The following is a 17,156-nucleotide window of genomic DNA, read 5'->3' as shown; positions in this document are numbered from 1 at the left end:
AGGCAAGTCTGATTAATTCTCAAAGGGCGATGCACCCGTCACCGTAATACCCATACTACGGGCTGTACCTGCTACCTGCTTCATGGCCGACTCAACCGTAAAGGCATTCAAATCGGGCATCTTCGTTTCCGCGATTGTCCGAACCTGATCCCACGTTACCGAGCCAACTTTTTTGCGGTTTGGTTGAGCAGAGCCGCCTTTCAGCTTGGCTGCTTCCATTAGCAGTACTGGTGCCGGTGGTGTTTTAATGACGAACTCAAAGGACTTGTCCTTGTAATACGTAATCAAAACCGGTAATACCATCCCCATTTTATCCTGCGTCCGTCCATTGAACTGCTTGCAGAATTCCATGATATTTAAACCCTTGGAACCTAAAGCCGGACCAATCGGAGGTGCGGGGTTGGCTTGCCCACCTTTGACTTGCAGCTTAACGTAGCCACCTACTTCTTTTGCCATTGTGGTAATTTAGTTACGATTTACAGCTTACGGTTTCTTAACTGGTTCGTCACATAACCAATCCGCACCCCTATCGCCATAAATCAGCTGGTTTTGGCTGGTCATCCTCTGAGGGAAGCATAGGATGCCGAACCACGGATTACTAATTAGTCTAACTAGCTTTCCTTTTCTACTTGTGCGTAACTGAGTTCTACCGGAGTATTCCGGCCAAATATTTTGACGACGACGTTCAGTTTCTTCCGGTCGTCGAATACTTCTTCTACGGTGCCGATAAAGCCACCAAAGGGGCCATCAACAACTTTTACGTTTTCACCTTTAAGGTATGAAGCGGTTGGCGCAACAATCTCCTGGGTTTCTTCGTCTACCTTACCTAAAATGCGGTTTACTTCAGCTTGGCGCAGCGGAACCGGAATTTTTGAGGTTGTTCCGACCTGCGAATTTCCGAGAAACCCAAGTACGCCCGGCATGTTCAGAATCATATCGAGCGCCCGGTTATTGCTCAAATCAGCCGAAATAAGGATGTAACCAGGGAAAAACGATTTTTCCCGAACGCGCTTTTTGCCATTACGCATTTCGTACACCTTTTCCGCCGGAATTAATACCTGCGGAATTACTTCATCCAATTTTTGACGGAGAATCTCGTTATCGAGATACGATTTTATCTTTTTCTCCTGCCCTGAAACCGCCCGTATGACGTACCACTGTATGCCGCTCATAATTCGTAAAGATTTTTGACTGTTGATCTTTGATGTATGATCTGCATCAATCATAAATCAGCAATCTTAAATCATACATTAGAATGACTGATAAAATGCGTTCAGTCCGTTCTCAAATACCAAATCGATTAACCCGACCAATAGCGCAAAAATCAGCGACGCTACCAGTACCAGTGTCGAACTGGATTGAAGGTCACCGAATTTAGGCCAAGTCACGTTATGCTGAACTTCCTCCCAAGAGGCTTTCAGAAACGAAATAAACTTGTCCATCTTATGTAAGGATTGGCACGGGTGGAGAGATTCGAACTCCCATCAACGGTTTTGGAGACCGCTATTCTACCCTTGAACTACACCCGTAGAATAGTTAATACTTCACTTCGCCGTCAGCTACTTTGGCCTTCATTTCTGGTCGTCAACTATCAATCAACAACCGACTATGAATGACACGCAGCTTACGACATTTCCGAAACGGACTGCAAAAGTACGAAATAATCTCAAAAAACAAGTGCATTCCCGTTAAGAAATGCACTTGCTTCGAGTTACTTAGCCTTAATCAAGGATTTCTGTTACCTGACCAGCCCCTACGGTACGGCCCCCTTCGCGGATAGCGAAACGAAGACCTTTTTCCATAGCGATTTTATTGATCAGCGTTACATCAATCGTAATGTTATCACCCGGCATTACCATCTCAACGTTAGCAGGCAACATGATTTCGCCCGTTACGTCGGTGGTGCGGAAATAGAACTGAGGACGGTACTTGTTGAAGAATGGGGTATGACGACCACCTTCTTCTTTCGACAGTACATAAACCTCAGCTTTGAATTTCGAGTGGGGTTTAACCGAACCTGGTTTGCAAATAACCATACCACGACGGATATCGGTTTTTTCAATACCACGGAGCAGCAGACCTACGTTGTCACCGGCTTCACCACGGTCCAGAATTTTCCGGAACATTTCAACACCCGTTACAACTGATTTCAGGTTTTCAGCACCCATACCCAGGATTTCAACTGGATCGCCCGAGTTGATAACACCCCGTTCGATACGTCCCGTTGCAACCGTACCACGACCTGTGATCGAGAATACGTCTTCCACCGGCATCAGGAACGGAAGATCCGTTTGACGAGGAGGCAGCGGAATCCAGCTGTCAACATTATCCATCAGTTCTTCGATGGTTTTTACCCACTTGGCATCGCCGTTCAAACCACCTAAGGCCGAACCTTGAATAACAGGGATATTGTCGCCATCAAAGTTGTAGAAGCTCAACAACTCACGGATTTCCATTTCAACGAGTTCCAGCAGCTCAGGATCGTCAACCATGTCCACTTTGTTCATGAACACAACGAGTTGAGGTACACCTACCTGACGAGCAAGCAGGATGTGTTCCCGAGTTTGTGGCATTGGGCCGTCGGTTGCTGCTACCACCAGGATAGCACCGTCCATTTGGGCAGCACCCGTTACCATGTTTTTCACGTAGTCAGCGTGACCTGGGCAGTCAACGTGAGCATAGTGACGATTCGCCGTTGCGTACTCAACGTGCGATGTATTAATTGTGATACCACGCTCTTTTTCTTCAGGAGCGTTATCGATCGATGAGAAATCCCGTACTGCGGCCAGACCCTTTTCGGCCAGCACTTTCGTAATGGCAGCCGTCAGCGTCGTTTTACCGTGGTCAACGTGACCAATCGTACCGATATTTACGTGCGGTTTCGAGCGGTCAAAATTCTCTTTTGCCATGTTTTCTTAAAACGCTATTGTGAACTGTTGTTTGTTATTGAATGAATTCGCTGAACATCAGTTAAACCCAGCGAAATCATACCGTTTGAGGTCTGATGCCATTTGGGCTTAAAACCGCACGGGCGGCCCCGTCAAAAAGCTCCGTTAAGAAGCCCTGAGCCGTTACGGGGACTTGAACCCCGGACCTCTTCCTTACCAAGGAAGTGCTCTACCGCTGAGCTATAACGGCTTATGTAATGAATAATGTTCAATGTAAAATGAATATTGATTTGCAAAAATCATCCATTGTTCATCCTACATTATCCATTAATGGAGCGGAAGACGGGTCTCGAACCCGCAACCTATAGCTTGGAAGGCTATCGCTCTACCAATTGAGCTACTTCCGCGATAGAGTCGATAATTGTTTACCAAGAGTCTTCAGTGCAAAACACTATCGACTGATTATTATCGACCTGCGATATTTTTTGTGGGGAGTGGAGGATTCGAACCTCCGAAGGCGTACGCCAGCAGATTTACAGTCTGATCCATTTGGCCACTCTGGAAACTCCCCGAAAATCATTGTTAAAGAACATTTTTCCAGCCCGTTTCCGGTTTGGAGTTGCAAAATTACATGTTTTTGCGGTGTTGTCAACAGATGGTTTAAAAATAATTTGAAAAGCAGGGGTGTTAGTTCAGTAACTCTGTGAGCTTCTTCTTATTGGGGTATAGTATATCCGCAATTCGCCAGCGTCCGCCGGCGATCTGATTTAACTCGATTCGGGCTTCTTCCGGTTTATTGTTGTTTAGAAATGTTACGTATACAATGGATTTTGAACCACCGATAGCCGCTGGCTCTACCCACGTTTTTTTAATGGATGCATCCGGAGCATTATAGAGAAGATTCACTTTCTTCCGGTTCACTTTGCCCGTCGCTTTCTGCGCATCATTCCAGATAAGATCGGCTGTCGGTTTCGCAAAAAACTGGTCGATCAATGTTCGATCTTTCGCTTCACGAAATGGATTTTCTTTAGTGTTGTGCTCAAAATAAAGTGCCCTCACCAGACGGTCAGCGGCCGATCGGGGAGCGCCCGGTTTAGGACGTGTTGTCAACGCTAATGTACTGTCATTCTGGGTCGTTTCGCTGGTTTCAGCCGTTTGAGCTTCCTGTTTTGGTTTTGTCTGACAGGCAACTGTAATTAACAGTATGCCTAAACTCCATCGTACGTTACGCATAGTAGAAAGGCTTAAATTTCAAGTTGAAAGTTTCCGGGGCAGCGTTCCTACCCAGTGTGAGCGAAACGCTGCCCCGGAAACTTTCAACAGAGAATAACTACCATACTTTAATTCGATCTTCTGGCTTTTTATACATTTTGTCGCCGGGCTGGACATTGAATGTTTTATACCAGGCATCAATGTTCGACAATGGACCGTTGCAGCGGTACATTCCGGGTGCATGCGGGTCTGTCATAATCAATTGTGCCTGCGTTTCAGGGAGAATATTTATGCGCCAGACCTGCGCCCACGATAAGAAAAACCGCTGGTCGGCAGTAAAGCCATCAATCAAACTTTTCTTGCCAGTCGATTTACCCTGTGCTGTTTTTTTAAAGGCATCATAGGCGATGGCCAACCCGCCAAGGTCAGCCAGGTTTTCACCGAGGGTCAGCTGTCCATTTACTTTGATCGAATCCAATACTTTAAAGCCAAAAAACTGCTCTTTTACCTGATCGGCCCGTTTCTTAAAATTATCCGCATCGGTTTTTGTCCACCAGTCACGTAACGTCCCATCCGAATCATACTGCCGACCCGAGTCATCGAATCCGTGCGTCATTTCGTGGCCGATTACAGCGCCTATACCACCGTAATTAACAGCGTCGTCGGCCTCGAAATCAAAGAATGGGAATTGCAGAATTGCCGCCGGAAAGGCAATCTCGTTGTTGACTGGATTATAATAGGCATTTACAGTCGGTGGAGTCATGCCCCATTCCGTCCGATCAACAGGTTTCCCTAACCGGTTAATCATGTAATTATATTGCCATTTACCAGCCGATTTTACGTTGCCATAAAACTCATTACGTGCGATCGTCACCCCCTCGTAGCTTTTCCACTTGTCAGGATAACCGATTTTTCGTTTGAAAGCCAGTAGTTTGGTGAGCGCTTTCTTTTTCGTATCCTCGCTCATCCAGTCGAGGTTTTTAATATGCTCCGTATACGACGCTTCAAGGTTATCTACCAGTGTTAGCATCCGCTGTTTAGCTTCTGGTTTGAAATATTTCTGAACGTAAAGCTGACCAAGCAAATCGCCCAGAGAACCATCAATCAGACTACTAATGCGTTGCCAGCGCGGAGTTTGTTCTTTTTGGCCGGTTAGCACTTTTGTAAAGGCAAAATTCTGTTTTACGAACGCATCACTTAAATAAGGTGCAGCCCCTTTGAGGATGTTCCAGCGCATATACGTCCGTAAATCCTCAATGGGTGTAGCAGCTACCAGACTATCGAGCGACCGAAAAAATGTGGGGCTTTGCACCAGTACGGTATCCTGTTTATTCACACCAAACTTCGTCAGTTGATCAGCCCAGTTGATGCCGGGAGTCTGCTGACTAAATGTGGCTACCGTAAATTTGTTATATGTTTTATACGGGTCGCGCAGGTCAACACGAGGCATCTGTGCTTTTGCCAGTGCCGTTTCTACCCGCATGATTACGTCGGCATCCTGAGAAGCCTGCGTAGGTTCTTCACCAATCAGCGCCAGCATTTTAGTTAGATGTTCCCGATAGGCATCGCGGATTTTTGTGCTACGGTTATCATTTTTCAGATAATAGTCGCGGTCGGGAAGTGTTGTTCCTCCCTGACTGAACTGAGGCAAGTATTTCGAGACATTTTTGCGATCCTGCGCCACAAAAAAACCGTACAGCATGCCATTTCCCTGCGTACGCTGAAAGGCTAATTCATCGAGAAAAGCGGGTTTATTATTCACCTTGTCAATACGGGCGAGGTCTGACTTAATGGGATCGAAGCCTAGTTTTTCGATAGTAAGGCTATCCATTCCGCTCATGTAATAGTCTCCCACCATCTGATACAAACGCCCTTTCGTTGTGGTTTTCGAAGCCTCCTCCAGCAAAGACTTCATCGCATCGAGGCTCTTCTCGCGCAGCTCATTAAAACTCCCCCAAGCCGTTTTCGACGCTGGGATTGCATTCTGCCGAAGCCAGTTGCCATTGGCATACTGATAAAAATTATCGCCCGGTTTTACCGACAAATCCATGTTTTGAGGGTCAATGAATTTACGGGGCTCAATGGCCATGATCCCGATAGCGAGTATTAGTACTAAAAGAAAAGTCAGACGTTTAGTCATTTTTTTGAAAGCGGTTAGGTTAATGAAAGTTGACAAAAATACGTAACGCGGGTGGGAACCGCACTCGGCAGCTGTTTATAAAAGCCACTGAGCACAGGTACCCATCCGCGTTACGTATCGAATCTGCTATTTACTCGCTGTTGGAGAAGGCCGGTAAGCTTTTACGTAAGTACCTGCCTTATACTGATCGAAGGGCTCTTTCTGGTGATAGTTATTGCCAAAATACGTAATGATCTGATGGAATGTGCGCGCGTCGAGGTACCCCGAAATCGGCTGGATCAGATTGAATTTTTCATCCAGAAACACCGTAGTAGGATATCCCATCTGGTTGTTCAGCAAGGCTGCGGCCAGTTCATGAACGCCCCGGCTACCACCACTAATGTATTTAAACGTTTGCTTGCCCAGTGTTACGTCGGCTGTCTGTTCGGCATTAAACCGAACCGGATAAAAATTTTCGTTGACGTAATCGACAATGGCGGGCTCGGAGAAGGTTTTCCGGTCCATTACTTTACACCAGCCACACCAATCGGTATATACATCCACAACAAATTTTTTCGGTTTTTTCTGCGTCAGCGCATACGCTTCCTGAATGGTTAACCACTTGATGTGCTTACGTTCGTCGGTCGGTTTAACACCCGAAGTATCTGAAGGTAAATTTGTACGGAATGCGCTAATAGTCAGCAGAATAAACGCTGCAAAAAACAAAAAGAGACGATTCATGAGCAGGTTGTTTCGATAATAACGATCAGCAGCTGGAAAAATTAGCGCTATAGTTCGGGATTGGAGATTAAAATTAACTGCTCCAGACGCGCTATTTAATGGCCCGTAAAATCTCCCGTTTGTGAGGTGGACCCGGATGCTTTTCAACCGTTAAACCAGCGGCCCGCATGTTACGTTGTACATCGCTTTTGGAGCAATACGTCGTCAAAATACCACTGGGTAGCAACAGATCAGCCAATTGTTGAAACACCGTTAATTCCCAGAGTTCAGGCTGGGCTGTTGGCGCAAACGCATCGAAATAAATCAGATGGAAACAATCACTGGTTTGCAAATCCTGTAAACGTCCGGTACGCTTGGTGAGCCTGAAATAGTCATCAATAGGAACCGGCACATCCCAGGCTGATTCATGCAGATGGGGTAAATAATCCGTACCGAGTAACTCATCATAATTCAGCAAACGCGCATCATCAAGCGGCAGTGGATAGGCTTCAACGGCGACGTAATTGATCTGACGATGATGCTGGCTGGCCTCGCGGGCCGTGAGCAGGGCATTCAACCCTGTACCAAAGCCCATTTCGAATACATTCAGGGGTAGGTTATCAAATTTTTCGAAGGCTGCCAATAAGCCTAGTTCTATGTATACCCGCTGCGATTCCTGGTAGGCCCCATGAACAGAATGGTACGTTTTGTCGAGAGCCTGGTTGATCGCCGTATGTGATCCATCGGCTGTTACTATCAGACGCACGTCTGCTTTCATAATCTATTAGTTTTTGGGCTATTTTTGCACTCAATTCTTACTGTATAATGGATACAGTACAACGTATAAAGTACGGCTTCACTATACATTATTCATTACTCATCATTTATCAACTCCAATGATTCAACGCGTTCAGACAATATTTCTGTTTCTTATTACACTTGCCATGGGCATTGCCCTATCGACCCCAATTTGGGAAAAAGCTGGCGCAAAATCACCCGAGATGGCGCATTTGACGGCTCTCCAGTACAGTCAGCAAGAAGGTATTACAACGTATGCCAATACGATCTGGTATTTAGCGCTGCTGATTGCCCTGGTAGGGCTAGTATCGCTTTATGCGGTTTTTCAGTATCGCAACCGCCTGACACAAACGGCTTTGTGCGCTGTAAATGCTTTGATGCTCACAGCCATAATGGGTATAATCCTCTACCGGGCTCTTTACGAAGGAAAAAAATATGGCAGTCCCGATGACCAGGGTACGTTCCTGACGGGTTTTTATGCCATCATTGCCGCCTTGATTTTTAATGCACTGGCCAATCGGTTTATCCGGCGAGACGAAAGGCTAGTCAGAGGTTCGGACCGGCTACGATAGAAATTTAATAAGCCGTCAACTTCCCGAAAGCACTGAGCTTTCGGGAAGTTTTTTTAGCTACGTCTAAACCGACTTGCCCATCCGTTTGTAAGGGCATTCGCCGTATCTTGATCATTAATTACAACCTCTGCCAATATGAAAAAAGGATTATTTACACTTCTCAGTCTACTCGTCATTACCTATTGCCAGCTTCACGCACAAAATCCTGCGGGTGCTACCTCATCGACCAGTATTGCTACGTTCACCAACGGTATGGAGCGGAACCCCGGCTTTCTAACGTTTTACTGGGACGCCAAGAAAGGAAAGGTATGGCTTGAAATCAGTACGTTTGACACCGAATTTTTGTATTACCCCTCCCTGGCGCAAGGCGTTGGCTCCAACGATATTGGCCTTGATCGCGGTCGGCTCGGTCAGGAGCATATCGTAAAATTTCAACGTAGCGGTCCTAAAGTTTTGCTCATTGAACCCAATTATGCTTACCGGGCAATCAGTAATGATCCGCTTGAGCGCCGGGCGGTTGAGGAGTCGTTTGCCAAATCGGTGCACGCAGGCTTTGATGTTGTGGCGGAGGAAAACGGAAAAGTTTTGGTCGATTTAACTCCGTTTCTGATGCAGGATGCCGTGGGTGCGGTGCAGGCCATTACACGAACCAAACAGGGAGCGTTTAAAGTTGATCCGGCACGTAGCGCCATGTATCTCCCGCACACAAAAGCATTCCCTCAAAATACAGAGTTCGAAACCATCATTACGCTTACTGGTGATAATCCGGGCGCTTATTTGAGAGAAGTTGCTCCAACACCAACGGCGGTTACCATTCATCAACACTATTCGTTTGTTCAATTACCGGATAATAATTACAAACCCAGGGTTTTTGATCCACGGATTGGCTACGGCGGCATTGAATATTTTGATTACGCAACGGCTGTCAGTCAGCCCATTATGAAACGGTATATTTCGCGGCATCGGCTGGAGAAAAAAGATCCTTCGGCCAAAGTTAGCGAGGCTGTCAAACCAATTATTTATTACATCGACCCTGGTACGCCCGAACCGATACGTTCGGCGCTGATGGAAGGAACTGCCTGGTGGAATCAGGCTTTTGAAGCGGCTGGCTACAAAAATGCCTTTCAGGTCAAACTCCTTCCAGCGGATGCAGACCCTATGGATATCCGGTACAATCTGGTTCAGTGGGTTCACCGTTCAACGCGGGGCTGGAGTTACGGCGGCAGCATCAGTGACCCGCGTACTGGCGAGATCATTAAAGGCAAGGTAACGCTTGGTTCGTTACGTGTCCGGCAGGATTATCTGATCGCTCAGGGGCTCATCGGCGATTACACCAGCGCCACAGCTCCATCTTCAGACCCTATGATGCAAATGTCGATTGAACGACTGCGGCAATTGGCCGCCCACGAAGTTGGTCACACACTCGGCCTGCCGCACAATTACATCGCCAGCGCACAGGGAGGTGGCGAATTTGGTCGGGCTTCGGTGATGGATTATCCAACAATGGTGGCGAAAATCAAGGGAGCCAGCATCGACCTGTCGGATGCCTACGCAAAAGGAATTGGTGAGTATGACAAATGGAGTATTCGGTACGGCTATGAACAGTTTCCTGCCGGAACGAACGAGAAGCAGGCCTTGGATAAGATCGTACATGATATGCATAAAACCGGTCTGACCTTCCTGACTGATCAGGATGCCCGGCCAGAGGGTTCTGCTCACCCCGGCACTCACCTGTGGGACAACGGTACGAATGCTGTCGATGAATTAAAACGTGTAACAGACGTACGAAAAATCGCGCTGGGGAGCTTTACAGATAAAAAAATTCCGGCCGGAACGCCAATGGCAACGCTCGAAGAAGTACTTGTGCCCATGTATATGTTCCATCGGTATCAGGTAGAGGCAGCGGCCAAGGTTGTAGCCGGACAAACCTATACGAATGCGTTACGTGGCGATGGACAGCCTGTTGTGTCAACCGTTCCGGTTCAGGAGCAGAAACGGGCACTGGATGCCTTGCTCGCTACAATAGACCCTACGTTTCTGGCACTTCCGAAATCGATGCTGGCGCTGATTCCTCCCCGCCCCTATCGGTACGACCCAAACCCAAGGGAAGTTTTCAAACGACGTACAGGCATTACGTTCGATCCAATGGCTGCTCCCGAAGCAGCCGCGGGCATGACGCTGCAAATGCTGTTCAACGGTGAGCGGGTAAGTCGACTGGTGATGCAATCGGCACTTGACCCAGCCCAGCTTAGTCTTGAAGATATGCTCGATCAATTATTGGCTGCTACCTGGTATAAAGCCGAGCCAACTGATGGCTATCTGGCCGAGGTAAAACGATCAACGGATAAATTACTCCTTCAAAAGTTGATTGATCTGGCTAACAATCAGGAAGTAACGTCGCAGGCTCGCGCTATAACAAGTTTCAAATTAAATCAACTGAAAAGCAAACTAAACACGACGGCTTCTAACCCAAAAGCGGCTGCTCATCAATTGTTTGCACTGGAGCAAATTCGTCGGGCAGATGACAATGTTACTGATCTCCGACCAACGAATGCGCTCGCTCCTCCCGACGGCATGCCCATTGATACAGGTCAGGAATGGCTTGCCCCTGAATGTGACTGGAAATAAGTACGTGTTTGAGAGGAATTTCATGTGCTAATCTACATGCCATGAACGCTCGATACGGACAGCCATTCTGAACACTAAACAAGCTTTTTATACTTGAAAGCCGTCTGTCGATTAGCAGGCGGCTTTTTTCGTACGATCCGTATGTAAAATTCTATAGATAACTTGCGCTTTAATCTTATTTTAATACTGTTTTAAAGAAACACGCAAACAGGCTTTTGCAGCGAAACCACAGGATTGATACACTATGAATATATTTATGAAAACAGGCTGGCTGATTACGTTTTTAGTAATCAGCCAATTTGCCTTAGCTCAACAACCTGTTACAACTTCACCAACAGTTGATACGGCTAAAGGACCAGCGCCCGTACCCGTCACCTCGGCCTCAGCTATTAGGTCTGAAACTGCTACGTCAGTTTCTCAGCCTAAACGACAAACCGAAAAAAATGAACTGAAGTACAACTTAAATGAGTCTGGTTCGCACTTTTTCAAAGCTACCTTTCTGAATCAGGCCTGGTTTCAATTTAATCAGAATAATCCCGGCTCAACGGTTATTGGAGTTCCGAAAGACAATACCTTTTCTGTGGGGCTACGTCGTACCCGCATACAGTTGTTTGGCCAACTCAGTGACCACGTATTTCTGTACATGCAGTTTGGGATGAATAACTTCAATTACCTGAATGGAGGATTTAGTCAGAATGCTTCATCGCAACGGAAAATCCAGGCTTTCTTTCACGATGCCGTGGCAGAGTACCTGGTATTTAAAAACAAAAATTACCTGAACATCGGTGGTGGTCTGACAATCGTAAATGGACTTTCGCGGTTTAGTGCTCCCAGCGTGGCCACGATTATGAGTATGGATGTTCCTGTTTTTGCGCAGGCTACCGTAGATCAGACGGACGAATTTTCCCGTAAACTCAGTGTATATGCGCGTGGGCAGGTCGGTCATCTCGACTACCGGGTAACCGTCAGCGATCCGTTTCCGATTCAAACCAGCGGGTCTGCGCTTCCTGCGTACGGTCCTAACTCCGTTTTTGCGCTGAAAGGTCATGAAAAGCAATTTCAGGGGTTTTTCATGTGGCAGTTCTTCGACAAGGAAGCCCATCAGACACCCGGCTATAACACAGGTACGTATCTTGGCGCTAAAAAAATTTTTAACCTGGAAGCCGGGTTTATTACGCAGAAAAATGCGATGGTACACGTAGCGACACCCGTCGATACGGTTTATGAAAACATGAATCTCTGGTCGGTCGCGTCTTTCCTGGATATGCCGATTAATAAGGAAAAAGGAACAGCGCTCAACGCTTACCTTGGCTATTTCCATACGGATTACGGTAGGAATTACCTTCGGTTCAACGGCGCGCTAAACCCGGCCAGCGACATCGTAGCATCACAACGGCCCGGTGGTTTGGGCGGTACGCAAGGGAATGCTTTCCCAATGTTCGGTACAGGTAGCGTTATTTATGGCCAGGTTGGCTACCTGATGAAGCGGGATCTCTTCGGCGCAGGCAATGGTACGTTAATGCCGTACATACAGGCTCAAATCGCTAAGTACCAGCGCATGTCAAATACGCTCGGCGTTTACAACATTGGCATTAATTACCTGATTAAAGGCCATAACGGCAAGCTTACGCTCGACTACCAGAATCGTCCCTATTACGAACCCTCCTCGACAACCTCGCAACTCTCCTCAGGAGGCCGCCGTAGCCAATTAATTCTACAGTATCAGGTATTTATTTAATCGACTCCAACCTGGAGCCCAACAGAAAAGCCCTGCCATTCTCTGGCAGGGCTTTTCTGTTGAATGCTAAGAATGCCTGTTACGTGCGAGAGGCAAAATATACGATCATGATTACGGTTGCGACTATGCCTAACACTAAACCGGCAACTGCCATGCCACGGCCTTTTATAGAAGGATCTTTGGCTATTTTATTTAGGGCTACTGCCCCAAAAATTAGCGAAAGAGGCCCTAATACGATTCCCAACAGGAAAAAGCTTAAAATTCCACACACAAGAGCCGCAATTGCCAGACCACTTGTTTTAACGGGTGTATCCGCTACCAGTTTCTTTAAGATTGCCTTACGTATTTGTTTTTGCTGAACTCTGGTTTGCTCAACCGTAGCTTTCGTTATGGGCTTAGAAGCTCCGCTATGGCTCGACCAAACTGGATATTTCTTTTCAACAGGTAGTCTGCTTTCCACTGAAGCCGTTACCATTTCAGTTTCCTGGATAGCTTCCTGGCGACTGCTGGCGACCTGTAAAGGTTCAGTTATAATTGGTTTAACCGTTGGGCTTACTTCTGTTAACTGTTCACGCTGAGATCGTTGGAAAAGGGCTTGGTCACGTCGAGCACAGGAAAAGAAACCAAAAAATAAGCTTAGGATGGTAAAGAGTTTAATAAATGTGTGCATTAGAAATGGATTAAGAAGGTGAATAGTATGCAATAAAAACAAATCATATGTTTCTTTCAACAGGTGTTTTCTAAATCTAAATCAGCTTTAATCTCGCTTTGCCGATGATTTTCGAACGTAATAAATTTAAGTGGCTGATGCTCAGCAATTCATAAATGGGATAGAACTCAACTAAAAAAGCCTGTCTGCTCGGAGCAGACAGGCTTTTTTAGCTAAACCGTCAATATTTACACACCAATGTTCAGCGTGCTCAACACATTATTCATACTCCGGACTGCATCAGCCGATTTATTGAAAGCCGCCTGCTCGTCTTCGTTCAGTTTATAATCAATGATTTCTTCCCAGCCGTTACGTCCCAGAACAACCGGTACGCCCAGGCATATGTCTGACTGACCGTACTCACCTTCCAGCAGAACGCAGGAAGGAATCACGCGCTTCTGATCGCGAAGAATACTTTCCACCATATAGGCTCCGGCAGCACCCGGCGCATACCAGGCCGACGTACCAATAAGGCCCGTCAGAGTTGCTCCGCCTACCATTGTGTCGGCAGCCACTTTTTTCAGCGTTTCCTCATCCAGAAAATTGCTGACGGGTACTCCAGCCTTGGTAGCCAGACGTGTCAAAGGGATCATGGTTGTGTCGCCATGACCGCCAATTACGGAAGCCTGTAGATCGTTGGGAGAGCAGTTCAGCGATAGCGATAAATACGTTTTGAAGCGGGCCGAATCTAAAGCTCCACCCAGACCAATAACCCGATTTTTAGGTAAACCCGACGATTTCAGGGCGAGATACGTCATCGTATCCATCGGGTTCGAAATGATAATGAAAATTGTATCAGGAGAGTATTTCAGAATATTTTCCGTTACGCCCTTCACAATGCCCGCGTTAATACCGATGAGGTCTTCGCGGGTCATCCCTGGCTTACGTGGCAACCCCGACGTAATAACCACAACATCTGAACCGGCTGTTTTTTCGTAATCATTCGTAGCCCCGGTCAGTTTAACATCGCAGTCAAGCAGGGTCGATGCCTGAAGCATATCGAGTGATTTACCTTCGCTAAGGCCCTCTTTGATGTCTAACAGCACAACTTCATGGGCAAGCTCACGGCGGGCAATGTTATCGGCGCAGGTGGCTCCAACGGCTCCAGCACCTACTACAGTAACTTTCATACGGTATTCGGAATTAAAGGGTTAACAAGCGAGCGCAAAAGTACGACCCCATCCCAAGACAAACCAATACCGATTGGAATAAAACTTCTCCTGTTATTCCACGTTTATAGACTATTGAGAAGAAAAAATTGTTAGACATTCACTATTACCTGCTTTGTTAATCTGGTGAAAGCCAGAATTACAGAAAAATTCAATGAAAAACAGTAGCCTTATCTCCCGGATTTTATCCTCTATATTTTTTAAGCGGGCCAACGCAGGTGCTGTTGGTTACGCCCGTAACTCCCAGAGGCTGTTTCAGTTAATTCGGGAAGCGATCGAAAAAAGCGGAGGGTTATCGGGGGCAAATTTTGCAGCTTTCCGAGACCAGCTATCCGTTGTTACCCGCTTGTTGAGAGCGTATGCATCAGGCCAGTACCGGGAGCTACCCTGGAAAACGTTGCTTCGGGTGATTGCCGTGCTGATCTATTTTGTTTCGCCGATCGATATTCTGCCCGATTTTTTGCCTATCGTCGGCTTGACCGATGATATTGCCCTAATGCTCTGGCTTTTCAGCGGGATCAAAGACGACATTGAAAAATTCCGGCAGTGGGAAGGTGGAACGGCTAATGCCGGCGACCAGAAACCGACCGCCGTTAAAACGATTAAGATCAGTTAGTGTATACGGATGTTCGTTTCTGGTATTCAGTTTTTATTTTTACAATAACCTGTCTATCGAAAACCGTATTTGCAGTATGCACGTAAGTTTCGCTACGTTTTAGTAGATTGTACGAGAGAGTTTTGTTAAATTTGCATACATTCAAATCCCAGGTATCATGATTTCGGCAAGCATTTTTGCAATTATGGGTTTGGGCGGTCAGGAAATGATCTTTATCTTCCTAGCACTGCTCTTGTTGTTTGGCGCTAAGAAGATTCCCGAACTTGCACGGGGACTTGGTAAAGGCATCAAAGAATTTAAAGACGCTACGAAAGACGTTCGCGAGAATATCGAAGAAGGTCTGAAAGAGTCCGAGAAATAGTTTTCTCCATATACAGAGAATCAGGCAGCCCCAAACTGGAGCTGCCTGATTCTCTGTTTTTATTTGTTTATCGTTCATGGTCTACAGGTATCAGGCTAGCGTTTTCAAGGGTAACAGCACTGCTGTTTTTACTAACTCCTCGGAACGTATAACCTGCTAACTGATAAGCCGTAAACTATTCCCTGTGCAGCTTTACCGTAACCTTTCAACCGTTCAGGCCGATCTCAAAGCCAACATCATCACCTGCCGCCAGTTGGTAGAGCACTATCTCGCTCGAATCGAAGAACATCATCATCTTAATACCTTTACCGAAGTTTATGCCGATGAAGCCCGGCAACAAGCGGATGCTATTGACCAAAAACTAGCGGCTGGTACGGCCAAAAGGCTGGCCGGAATGGTCATCGGTATTAAAGACGTACTCAGCTATGCCGGGCACAATGTGCGGGCAGGCAGCCATATCCTTGAGAACTTTACAGCCCAGTTTACAGCTACAGCTGTACAGCGCCTGCTCGACGAAGATGTGATCATCATCGGTCGACAGAACTGCGACGAATTTGCGATGGGCTCTTCGAATGAAAACTCGGCCTTTGGTCCCGTTCGTAACGCGGCCGACCCCAATCGAGTACCGGGTGGTTCCAGTGGCGGATCAGCCGTTGCCGTACAGGCGGGTCTGTGCCTGGCCTCCGTTGGTTCCGATACGGGCGGTTCGGTACGTCAGCCCGCTGCTTTTTGTGGCGTAGTTGGCCTGAAGCCAACCTATGGGCGTGTTAGCCGTTGGGGACTTATTGCTTACGCATCTTCCTTCGATTGCATCGGTCCCATTGCCAATACGGCCGAGGATGCAGCTCTCCTACTTGAAATAATGGCGGGTGCCGATGCTTTTGACAGTACGGTATCTGCTAAACCCGTTACGTCGTACATCGGAGCTGAATTACCCAACAGACCATTACGTATCGCTTACCTCCAGGATGGCGTTGACAGCGAAGGCGTTGATCCGAGTATTCGTGAAGCAACTCAACAAACTATCAACCTGCTGCAGGAAGCAGGCCATACGGTAGAACCTGTCAATCTGACGCTTTTAAAATATCTGCTTCCGACGTATTATATTCTGACTACTGCTGAAGCGTCGTCAAATCTGTCGCGTTTTGATGGTGTACGGTATGGATACCGAAGTTCGGGGACAAATACATCAGCTTTAGACCTTTTGTCGTTGTACAAAAAAAGTCGGACGGAAGGGTTTGGCGCTGAAGTACGCAGACGGATATTGCTTGGCACCTTTGCCCTGAGTGCCAGCTATTATGATGCGTATTATACCAAGGCGCAGCAGGTAAGACGCCTGATTCGTCAGGAAACCGAGCGGTTGTTTGAACAGTATGATTTTTTACTGTCGCCCACCACGCCGACACCAGCGTTTGAACTGGGCGAAAAAACGGATGATCCGCTGCAGATGTATCTGGCCGATATTTTTACCGTGCAGGCTAATGTAGTAGGTTACCCTGCCATTTCGGTTCCTAACGGAACGGACGCCCAAGGGTTGCCAATTGGTTTGCAATTGATGGCTCCTCCTTTTGCGGAAGGGAGTTTAGTAGCGCTGGCAAAAAGGCTGAAAATGTCGAATGAATAAGG

General features: G+C 47.0%; 16 protein-coding genes and 4 tRNA genes. 6 read left to right on the top strand and 14 right to left on the bottom strand.

Annotated elements, in window-relative coordinates; genetic code table 11:
• Window positions 1-12 precede the first annotated feature (12 nt).
• The 12 genes from rplK to mnmD all read right to left on the bottom strand — a co-directional run bounded on the left by rplK (window position 13) and on the right by mnmD (window position 7,717).
• Window positions 13-456 (bottom strand): 50S ribosomal protein L11, encoded by a 444-nt coding sequence (gene rplK / locus LN737_RS11775; RefSeq protein WP_405519039.1) that lies wholly within the window; start codon window positions 454-456, stop codon window positions 13-15.
• A gap of 155 nt (window positions 457-611) precedes the next feature.
• Complete coding sequence (nusG, locus tag LN737_RS11770) at window positions 612-1,172, bottom strand: transcription termination/antitermination protein NusG (RefSeq protein ID WP_405519037.1); 561 nt, start codon at window positions 1,170-1,172, stop codon at window positions 612-614.
• A gap of 78 nt (window positions 1,173-1,250) precedes the next feature.
• The gene (gene secE, locus LN737_RS11765; protein ID WP_162388507.1) at window positions 1,251-1,442 is read right to left on the bottom strand and encodes a preprotein translocase subunit SecE; all 192 of its coding nucleotides are present in this window, start codon (window positions 1,440-1,442) and stop codon (window positions 1,251-1,253) included.
• Between the two features lie 13 nt (window positions 1,443-1,455).
• Window positions 1,456-1,529: transfer RNA gene (locus LN737_RS11760), tRNA-Trp, on the bottom strand.
• Window positions 1,530-1,721: 192 nt separating this feature from the next.
• A complete protein-coding gene (gene tuf, locus LN737_RS11755; protein ID WP_405519035.1) occupies window positions 1,722-2,909 on the bottom strand; it encodes an elongation factor Tu in 1,188 nt (395 codons plus the stop codon).
• Between the two features lie 157 nt (window positions 2,910-3,066).
• A tRNA-Thr gene (locus LN737_RS11750) sits at window positions 3,067-3,138 on the bottom strand.
• Between the two features lie 81 nt (window positions 3,139-3,219).
• Window positions 3,220-3,295, bottom strand: a tRNA-Gly gene (locus tag LN737_RS11745).
• Window positions 3,296-3,376: 81 nt separating this feature from the next.
• Window positions 3,377-3,459 (bottom strand) — tRNA-Tyr (locus tag LN737_RS11740).
• Window positions 3,460-3,575: 116 nt separating this feature from the next.
• Window positions 3,576-4,121, bottom strand: a complete 546-nt coding sequence (locus LN737_RS11735) for a hypothetical protein (RefSeq protein ID WP_405519033.1) — start codon at window positions 4,119-4,121, stop codon at window positions 3,576-3,578.
• 97 nt (window positions 4,122-4,218) lie between these two features.
• Window positions 4,219-6,240, bottom strand: coding sequence for a M13 family metallopeptidase (locus tag LN737_RS11730; RefSeq protein ID WP_405519031.1), 2,022 nt, complete (start codon window positions 6,238-6,240; stop codon window positions 4,219-4,221).
• Between the two features lie 126 nt (window positions 6,241-6,366).
• The gene (locus tag LN737_RS11725; protein WP_405519030.1) at window positions 6,367-6,960 is read right to left on the bottom strand and encodes a thioredoxin family protein; all 594 of its coding nucleotides are present in this window, start codon (window positions 6,958-6,960) and stop codon (window positions 6,367-6,369) included.
• Window positions 6,961-7,051: 91 nt separating this feature from the next.
• Window positions 7,052-7,717 carry a tRNA (5-methylaminomethyl-2-thiouridine)(34)-methyltransferase MnmD gene (gene mnmD / locus LN737_RS11720; protein ID WP_405519028.1) on the bottom strand — a complete coding sequence of 222 codons (666 nt, stop codon included), beginning with the start codon at window positions 7,715-7,717 and terminating at the stop codon, window positions 7,052-7,054.
• Window positions 7,718-7,835: 118 nt separating this feature from the next.
• Between mnmD and LN737_RS11715 the strand changes: the two genes are divergently transcribed.
• The 3 genes from LN737_RS11715 (at window position 7,836) to LN737_RS11705 (ending at window position 12,675) form a co-directional block, all read left to right on the top strand.
• Window positions 7,836-8,309 carry a DUF4293 domain-containing protein gene (locus LN737_RS11715; RefSeq protein ID WP_405519027.1) on the top strand — a complete coding sequence of 158 codons (474 nt, stop codon included), beginning with the start codon at window positions 7,836-7,838 and terminating at the stop codon, window positions 8,307-8,309.
• A gap of 135 nt (window positions 8,310-8,444) precedes the next feature.
• Complete coding sequence (locus tag LN737_RS11710) at window positions 8,445-10,937, top strand: zinc-dependent metalloprotease (protein WP_405519025.1); 2,493 nt, start codon at window positions 8,445-8,447, stop codon at window positions 10,935-10,937.
• A 244-nt stretch (window positions 10,938-11,181) separates the two neighbouring features.
• Complete coding sequence (locus tag LN737_RS11705; RefSeq protein ID WP_405519023.1) at window positions 11,182-12,675, top strand: hypothetical protein; 1,494 nt, start codon at window positions 11,182-11,184, stop codon at window positions 12,673-12,675.
• A 79-nt stretch (window positions 12,676-12,754) separates the two neighbouring features.
• Here the strand turns inward: LN737_RS11705 and LN737_RS11700 are convergent, their stop codons facing one another.
• Window positions 12,755-13,345, bottom strand: a complete 591-nt coding sequence (locus tag LN737_RS11700; protein ID WP_405519021.1) for a DUF4190 domain-containing protein — start codon at window positions 13,343-13,345, stop codon at window positions 12,755-12,757.
• Window positions 13,346-13,572: 227 nt separating this feature from the next.
• Entirely contained in the window at window positions 13,573-14,514 is a 942-nt protein-coding gene (mdh, locus tag LN737_RS11695; RefSeq protein ID WP_405519019.1) for a malate dehydrogenase, read from the bottom strand.
• Window positions 14,515-14,707: 193 nt separating this feature from the next.
• Here mdh and LN737_RS11690 point away from each other — a divergent pair, with 193 nt between their 5' ends.
• The 3 genes from LN737_RS11690 to gatA all read left to right on the top strand — a co-directional run bounded on the left by LN737_RS11690 (window position 14,708) and on the right by gatA (window position 17,154).
• Window positions 14,708-15,169 (top strand): YkvA family protein, encoded by a 462-nt coding sequence (locus tag LN737_RS11690; RefSeq protein WP_405519017.1) that lies wholly within the window; start codon window positions 14,708-14,710, stop codon window positions 15,167-15,169.
• Between the two features lie 157 nt (window positions 15,170-15,326).
• On the top strand, window positions 15,327-15,530 hold the full coding sequence (locus LN737_RS11685) for a twin-arginine translocase TatA/TatE family subunit (protein ID WP_405519015.1): 204 nt from the start codon (window positions 15,327-15,329) through the stop codon (window positions 15,528-15,530).
• A gap of 184 nt (window positions 15,531-15,714) precedes the next feature.
• A complete protein-coding gene (gatA, locus tag LN737_RS11680) occupies window positions 15,715-17,154 on the top strand; it encodes an Asp-tRNA(Asn)/Glu-tRNA(Gln) amidotransferase subunit GatA (protein ID WP_405519014.1) in 1,440 nt (479 codons plus the stop codon).
• Window positions 17,155-17,156 lie beyond the last annotated feature (2 nt).

The organism is Spirosoma sp. KNUC1025 (assembly GCF_045160025.1).
GTDB lineage: Bacteria > Bacteroidota > Bacteroidia > Cytophagales > Spirosomataceae > Spirosoma.
Note: the sequence above shows the minus strand (reverse complement) of the source record. Positions and strands in the feature narration are given on the sequence as shown.

Excerpts from the sequence above, each read along its gene's own strand:
- rplK (WP_405519039.1), bottom strand. The coding sequence starts at position 456 with ATGGCAAAAGAAGTAGGTGGCTACGTTAAGCTGCAAGTCAAAGGTGGG.
- nusG (WP_405519037.1), bottom strand. The coding sequence starts at position 1,172 with ATGAGCGGCATACAGTGGTACGTCATACGGGCGGTTTCAGGGCAGGAG.
- secE (WP_162388507.1), bottom strand. The coding sequence starts at position 1,442 with ATGGACAAGTTTATTTCGTTTCTGAAAGCCTCTTGGGAGGAAGTTCAG.
- tuf (WP_405519035.1), bottom strand. The coding sequence starts at position 2,909 with ATGGCAAAAGAGAATTTTGACCGCTCGAAACCGCACGTAAATATCGGT.
- LN737_RS11735 (WP_405519033.1), bottom strand. The coding sequence starts at position 4,121 with ATGCGTAACGTACGATGGAGTTTAGGCATACTGTTAATTACAGTTGCC.
- LN737_RS11730 (WP_405519031.1), bottom strand. The coding sequence starts at position 6,240 with ATGACTAAACGTCTGACTTTTCTTTTAGTACTAATACTCGCTATCGGG.
- LN737_RS11725 (WP_405519030.1), bottom strand. The coding sequence starts at position 6,960 with ATGAATCGTCTCTTTTTGTTTTTTGCAGCGTTTATTCTGCTGACTATT.
- mnmD (WP_405519028.1), bottom strand. The coding sequence starts at position 7,717 with ATGAAAGCAGACGTGCGTCTGATAGTAACAGCCGATGGATCACATACG.
- LN737_RS11715 (WP_405519027.1), top strand. The coding sequence starts at position 7,836 with ATGATTCAACGCGTTCAGACAATATTTCTGTTTCTTATTACACTTGCC.
- LN737_RS11710 (WP_405519025.1), top strand. The coding sequence starts at position 8,445 with ATGAAAAAAGGATTATTTACACTTCTCAGTCTACTCGTCATTACCTAT.
- LN737_RS11705 (WP_405519023.1), top strand. The coding sequence starts at position 11,182 with ATGAATATATTTATGAAAACAGGCTGGCTGATTACGTTTTTAGTAATC.
- LN737_RS11700 (WP_405519021.1), bottom strand. The coding sequence starts at position 13,345 with ATGCACACATTTATTAAACTCTTTACCATCCTAAGCTTATTTTTTGGT.
- mdh (WP_405519019.1), bottom strand. The coding sequence starts at position 14,514 with ATGAAAGTTACTGTAGTAGGTGCTGGAGCCGTTGGAGCCACCTGCGCC.
- LN737_RS11690 (WP_405519017.1), top strand. The coding sequence starts at position 14,708 with ATGAAAAACAGTAGCCTTATCTCCCGGATTTTATCCTCTATATTTTTT.
- LN737_RS11685 (WP_405519015.1), top strand. The coding sequence starts at position 15,327 with ATGATTTCGGCAAGCATTTTTGCAATTATGGGTTTGGGCGGTCAGGAA.